Annotated in this window: 5 protein-coding genes and 1 pseudogene; 2 read left to right on the top strand and 4 right to left on the bottom strand. The window is 44.8% G+C overall.

The window, feature by feature from the left end; all coding sequences use genetic code 11:
* Positions 1–398 (top strand): annotated as a pseudogene (locus A372_RS0105955) (phosphotransferase enzyme family protein); the annotation flags it as partial.
* Positions 399–1,261: 863 nt separating this feature from the next.
* Here A372_RS0105955 and A372_RS0105945 read toward each other — a convergent pair.
* From A372_RS0105945 to A372_RS0105930, 4 genes are all read right to left on the bottom strand, one after another.
* Complete coding sequence (locus A372_RS0105945; RefSeq protein ID WP_019419913.1) at positions 1,262–2,566, bottom strand: NtaA/DmoA family FMN-dependent monooxygenase; 1,305 nt, start codon at positions 2,564–2,566, stop codon at positions 1,262–1,264.
* 268 nt (positions 2,567–2,834) lie between these two features.
* Positions 2,835–3,662, bottom strand: coding sequence for an AraC family transcriptional regulator (locus A372_RS0105940; RefSeq protein ID WP_019419912.1), 828 nt, complete (start codon positions 3,660–3,662; stop codon positions 2,835–2,837).
* 192 nt (positions 3,663–3,854) lie between these two features.
* Entirely contained in the window at positions 3,855–4,403 is a 549-nt protein-coding gene (locus A372_RS0105935) for an RNA 2'-phosphotransferase (protein ID WP_019419911.1), read from the bottom strand.
* Between the two features lie 344 nt (positions 4,404–4,747).
* Entirely contained in the window at positions 4,748–5,329 is a 582-nt protein-coding gene (locus A372_RS0105930) for a TetR/AcrR family transcriptional regulator (RefSeq protein ID WP_019419910.1), read from the bottom strand.
* A gap of 253 nt (positions 5,330–5,582) precedes the next feature.
* On the opposite strand from A372_RS0105930, the gene A372_RS0105925 reads away from it, so the two are divergent.
* Positions 5,583–6,788 (top strand): MFS transporter, encoded by a 1,206-nt coding sequence (locus A372_RS0105925; protein ID WP_019419909.1) that lies wholly within the window; start codon positions 5,583–5,585, stop codon positions 6,786–6,788.
* Positions 6,789–6,912 lie beyond the last annotated feature (124 nt).

Here is a 6,912-nt window from a genome sequence, read left to right as displayed (position 1 = left end):
ATGATTTCGATAATTCATGTTTCGGTTGGTATATGTATGACCTGGCAGATCTCTGGAGAGGCGCAGTGGGCTGGATACAATTTGAACCAGATGCCGGCAAACGTAAAAAGTTTATGGATGATTATTTTAAAATAGTCCTCGAGGGATACAGATCCGAGACCGAGACCAAGATCGAAGATTCGATGTTGGATAAGTTGCCTCTATTTATCAAAGTAACCCTCATGGAAAATATTGTAGAGCGATTCAAGGATATGCGTGATAATGGTGAAGAGCCTGAGTGTGATGAGGAGCTGTCGTATCTCATCAAGTGCATGGAAGACGATATCCCGTATATGGGATTTTTCCATGAGATTTACTCTTGTGAAGAACCCTTTGAGTATGAGGAACGAAATATTTAGTCTTTACTATACTTTTTACTTAATAAGCATACCCAAAGGAGAAGAATTAGTAACCAGTAATAATGACGTAATTCATTCTATAGCTTATATTAATATGAGTAATCCGCAAAATGGGAGTAATCCTTGATGGCGATAAAGTAAGATTAAAGATCCCGGCTAATTTAGAGGATTACGAACGCCAGGCAGATGAGTTAGCTGATGATGATGTCTTCTGCCTTAAATAAAACATAAATAGCCCATTACACTGTAAATTGGAAATAAAGAAGCCTCCAATTTACAGTAATGGGCTAAATTAAATTTTCTAAGCACTACACTACATTAGACTAGCTATGTTGATCCTACACGGCTTTTCGAATTACAAAACCGTCAGACTTCGTAAAACAAGTATTAGACTAACCACAATAATAGAAACAGCGGCAGCCTTGGATGGGAAAATAAAGTCCTAGACTACCGCTGTTTCATTGAGTTATCGTTCTTCGTTCGTTTAATGCCGCCCTGCTACTTAGACATGAGAACACTGGCAAGATCGCGCGAATCATCAAACGATCTGCTGGCAACTTTCGTCCCTTCGCCGTTAATTGCCTCAATCTCGTATGGAGCGTCGGCTGACGACGGTAGTACAACATACCAGAGCCTCTGACCTACCCCATAATCGATTAACTTGGCATTATATAGGGTGGCAAGGACTGAAACAAATGCAAATACACAAATCACGAATACTATATGTATAATTATCTAATTGCGGCATCATCGAATCAACAATTTTATGGTGATAACATCGGCTTCCTATTTAAACAAACTGGGCAGCCCCTCCAAGCTTTCAGCTTAGAAGGGCTGTCCTATGTTTTAATAAGTATCAGATGTTAAATACCCAAATGTGCACTCAAAGTCGAGCCTGCATATTCGCTTCTGAACAATCCTCTTTCAACCAGCTGCGGCATCAGTTTTTCAAAAAATATTTCCATCGATTGTTCTGAGCCGCCTGGAAGAGCTATAAATCCGTCAATCGCTCCAGCCTTAAATCGCTCAATAATATCGTTCGACACGTCCTCAACCGTTCCAACAGAAACCCAGTGAGCAGATCCGACGACCTCCGGCCTTGCCAATACCTCTTCTACTGTAGGCTGATAGTTTGTAATATATCGGCGCAACAGCTCAGCATGTGTCCGACTGCGGACTGGCTGATTCGGATCGGGGAGCATATCGGCAGTTACGCGATGATCCAAAGCAAAGCTGCTTAAATCAAGGCCCAGCACTGATTGGAGCGATGCATGTCTGCGCTCCACACTCAAATGTGCGTGTGCAGCCTTATGTAATTCATGCGCTTCCTCGCGAGTTTCAGCCAAGAAAAAATATAATCCAGGCAAAACTCTGATTGCGTCCGGATTGCGTCCATGTTCCTTGGCCCTTCTTCTCAGATCATTTCGTAATTCCACTCCCGACTCAAGGTCCGGCATCGCTGCAAAAATAGCATCCGCTACTGAAGAGGCGAAATTTCGTCCTATATCTGAAGCGCCTGCTTGAAATAACGGGATGGATCCCGATTTATGGGCAGGCAAAGTAAGCGGTCCCCGGACACTGAAAAACTCACCTGAATGATAAATGGAGGAAACCTTATCCGTATCAGAAAAGATGCCTGACTCACGGTCAATCACAATTGCTTCATTCGGGAAGCTATCCCATAGCTTGCGTACGACATCCGTAAATTCCATTGCTTTCGCATATCTTTCTTGCGGTGAAGGCATAGGTGAATCACCGAAATTTTCTGCGCCTTCTATTGAAGTTACGATATTCCAGCCAGCACGTCCGTTGCTGAGCCAATGCAACGACTGAAGCTGCCTTGCAACAACATACGGTGGATTAAAAGTAGTGGAAACAGTTGTAACCAGTCCAATCCGCTCGGTTTCACGAGCAATCGCCGCAAACATCATTGTAGGGTCTGGGCTGCCAAAATTAGCGGAATCGCCCAGCATCTGCGGGCTAACATAAAGATAATCCGCCTTGAAAAGAAAATCGAGCTTTGCCTTCTCCGCCATTTTTGCCAAATCAATGTAATAGTCAATTGACTCCATTTTTTCCACATTGCTGTCTGGGTGCCGCCAGCCGACTCCTTTCATCCAAGTTGCGGATAAGGATAATCCAATACATAATTGTCTATTTGTAGTCAATTCTACTAACCTCCCTATATAATAAAATAGTTTTGCGCCTAGGAAATATTCCGATCAGTACATGCTCAAAAAGGCGAAGCTAACCGATTGAACATCCAGCACCAACGCCTCTCCATGGCATCAAGCGCCCGGTGATCATAATGCGACCCCAGAAATATTAGTAATGATTCTCATTATCAATATAAGTGTAGCAAGGACTAAAAAAAATGAAAATACACAAATCGCGAATGCTATATGTATGATTATCTAATCCAGGCTTGCTGTGTGGTTATGTATGATTATCTATTTTATGTGTGTATGCGGAGGGAGACACACCGAATTTCTTTTTAAATACTCTACTGAAATATAGCTGATTGGCATAACCGACACTGACAGCAATATCGCGGATGGGAAAATGGCCTGCTTTAAGTAATTCACTCGCTCTTTCCATACGATAATTAATGACATAGTCGATGGGACGGAACCCCGTATATTTATGAAAGAAGTATGAGAAGCGTTTGGGACTCATTGCATGCAACTCAGCTAACTCGTCGAGTGTCAACGGATTCATATAATGCCCGTTAATGTATGCAATGGCCTCCTCTATCACCCTTTTACTTGGAAAACTGCCACTCTCCCGATACCTGCAACCCACCAGAACTTGATGCACGATGCTTAAGAATAATTCCTTGACGCGAAGTTTCCCAATCCCTCCAAGTGTATGGGCATTCTGATGGAGCATGATCAGTAATTCTATCACTCTCGGATTTGCTCCCGGTTCAAGCTTGAAATGAGAGTCGCATTCATGACCTCTATTTTCATCACCTAACTTGTCCAATCGATAAAAAAGTGAATAGTACTCGAACTCTGATTGTCCTATAACTTGGGAGTCCATTTGCATGCCTGGAGCCGCATGAAATACTGATCCTGGAAGTAATTCGTAGGCAGTTCCGTTCACACACATTTTAGCTTCTCCACGAATGATAAAAAGAAATCCATGCTTTACGGTCCTAAAGTCACGCAATATACTTTTCGGCTGGATGACTAAACGGTAGGTACCTTCTATATCACAGGAACCACTAGCAAATATCTCGGCTAATTTATCCAAATCTATCATTGTACTACACCTGCTTCCTATCTGGGTTACTTTCAATAATGCCAAACGATACATCTACTCCTCGGGGTGTCAGCCTCGCCGCTATCTCAGTCTAATTCTTCATTTTTCTTGAACATCAAAGGCTGAAATCTGTCGGCGTTTCCGCTCACCCTCCCATTCTGAATGATAGGGAGAATGGAGTGAAGTGAAAAACTACTCATATAACGCCAAATATTGGGGCGCTACATAATCAGCTAACCACACCCCATTTTCAGCAAAATAAAATTCGACTCCATCCAACAACGCCTTGCTCGTATCAACCTGAATGATCACTAACTCGCCTCTTCTTTTACCGGCAATGATAGCGAAGTCCAGCTTTTCTGATAAATGAACATACTTTCTGCCCATAGGTTTGATCCCTTCGGTAAATATACGGTCCGCTGCTTTACTATTCGTCCCATGATATAAAACTTCGGGAGGCTGCAAAGCTTTATAGTTCAAACGCTCAGAGCTATGACCGTATTTAGCGCGAATATGTTCGCCCATAATCTCGTAACGTTGTTTATCGCAATGGTTCACGACTAATTTAATATCCTCTTGTTCCACGCTGATCCATCTCTGTTCACTTCGGATCGCATGAAGCAAATCTTCAATCCTGCAATATCCGTGATGATCTAAGGATAAGCCGAATTCGTGAGGGGTGTGACGAAGTATTTTACTCATAAACTTGCTTAGGCTCTGTTCTTCTTTTCTTGACAGCATAAAATCCCCACCTTTAAGGTTTAACTTCTCGGACACACTTATAAACCATTTTCCCAAACGTTTTGATGTCCTTCAGGTAATCCATATGTATCTGGATTGGGTCCCGTCTGGTTATACATCCGCACGGCAACCGTCTTGCATTGCTCGGTAAAATATAGATACTCCTCTTCTGTTTCTAGAAATATTTATATATATTTCGGCAACAAATGTACTCATGCAGCGATTGAACGGACTCATCATTATATGTATACTTATCGATATCTTTTTTAAAGAAATGATTGAATGTGTTAACGTCTCAGGATTTTGAGTCAATGCGCACCCCTCAGTATACTTAATGGTGATGACTACTCAAGCAATGTAAGTATGACCGCCACAGAATTATCGACAAATGATCGTTCTGGACGGGATTTCATCATCACGGTAAGTCCGATTAATGACACAACTAGTGTCTGCGCTAACGTTTTTGCGTTCTTCCCCTCTTCAAGCTCACCTGATCGGATACCTCTTTCAATCGTCTCTTGAAATATGGCCGCAAGATACATCTGATGTTCCCTTGTAAGGATTTCAAATTTCTCATCATGGGGTGCAAGCTCCACCATCGTATTGAGGCAAAAGCATCCCCGGTTGCAACCTACTTCATATTGCTCTGACACCATACCTTCAAAAAAAGCGCGGAATGATTCTTTTACAGATGGACTGGTTTGAAGTTTAGCTCGAACATAAGAAGCGTGGAAGCGCGTATATTTTCGCAGCGCGGCTTCGAATAATTCTTTTTTGTCTCCGAAGGCTGAATAAATGCTTGGCCGCTGAATGCCCATTGCGGTCGTCAGATCGGTTAGTGAAGTCGCATCGAACCCCTTCTCCCAAAAAATTTGCATAGCTGCGTCTAATGCCTTTTCCTCATCAAATTCCCTTGGCCGAACCATGACAACCCCTCTTTTCATATCGTTCAGTATGTTATGATTTTATTCTTTAAAGGATACGTTGTCAACTTATGGGTATTCCTTTTCGTTTATTAATCCTCTTATAGAAAACGGTATTTCCCTATACTGACTTGCAAATAACTTCTTGACATGACCGGTTTTTCAAGTTAAATTTACCTACAAACATTATGTACCGTTCAGTATATTATACTTATCGGTATATAAATAACGAATTGATAGGGGGGAGTGTGTAAAAATGGGGAAGCTTGAAGAAAAGGCAACCGTCTCTTCAATGCCGCGTTATGTGGCACTGTTGTTTGCAACCGCCTGCGGGCTGGCTGTCGCCAACATCTACTTCGCGCAACCGCTGCTCGACACTTTAGCAAGTGAGTTCGGTATCGGCCATTCATCCGTTGGCATTGTCATTACCATCACGCAGATATGTTATGCGCTGGGACTGCTGCTGCTGGTGCCGCTCGGCGATCTTCTGAATCGGCGGCGGCTCATCGCCGGTCAAATGCTGCTGTCTGTGTTGGCTCTTATTGTGGTTGGCACCGCCGCCAACAGCACGATGCTGCTCATAGGCATGGCTGCGGTCGGACTGCTTGCAGTAGTGACGCAGACGCTTGTAGCGTTCGCGGCATCTTTAGCGGCTCCGGCCGAGCGCGGGCGGATAGTCGGGGTGGTGACAAGCGGAGTGGTAATCGGCATCCTGCTGGCGCGAACCGTTGCCGGCATATTGACCGATCTCGCGGGTTGGCGTTCGGTCTATCTCGTCTCTGCGGTGTTGACTCTTATAATGGCCAGCGCGTTGTTCCGTGTGCTTCCGCATCATGAACCTGATCGAACGTCTCTGTCCTATCCACAACTGCTGCGCTCAGTTCTTATGCTATTTGCGCAAGAGCGAACCCTGCGCATCCGCGCCGTGCTCGCTCTGCTGATTTTTACCGCATTCAGCATATTGTGGACTTCGCTGGTGCTGCCTCTCAGCTCGCCGCCGCTATCGCTATCGCATACCGAGATCGGAGCGTTTGGTCTCGCAGGCGTTGCCGGAGCATTGGCGGCGGCCCGGGCAGGCCGCCTCGCCGATCGAGGGTTAGGACAGCGGACCACCGGCGTTGCCCTGACGCTGCTGCTGGCATCATGGCTGCTCATCGGTTATACCGAACAATCGCTATCCGCTTTGATTATTGGTGTCATTATCCTTGACCTAGCAGTGCAAGCCGTGCATGTGACTAACCAGAGTATGATCTATGCGGTACGGCCTGAGGCACAGAGCCGCCTTACCGCAGGTTACATGATCTTCTATTCCATCGGCAGTGCCGCCGGCTCGATCGCATCGACCAACATGTACGCATTTGCCGGCTGGACCGGAGTGTGCCTGCTGGGTGCCGCGGTCAGTGCCTTCGCGCTCCTCTTCTGGGCATTAACCCGCTGGCTGCCGTCTTCAACATCGAAATAAATCAAGGTCCATAGGTAACACATATTGTAATGTGAACCAATGAAGCACCCTAGAGACAGAATTATCTAGGGCGCTTCCTTTTCCATTCGATACAGAGCAAACTACGAATATGGTTTGAAGTTAG

It is taken from the genome of Paenibacillus sp. OSY-SE (genome assembly GCF_000283315.1).
GTDB lineage: Bacteria > Bacillota > Bacilli > Paenibacillales > Paenibacillaceae > Paenibacillus_B > Paenibacillus_B profundus.
This window is presented reverse-complemented; position numbering and strand designations above follow the sequence as displayed.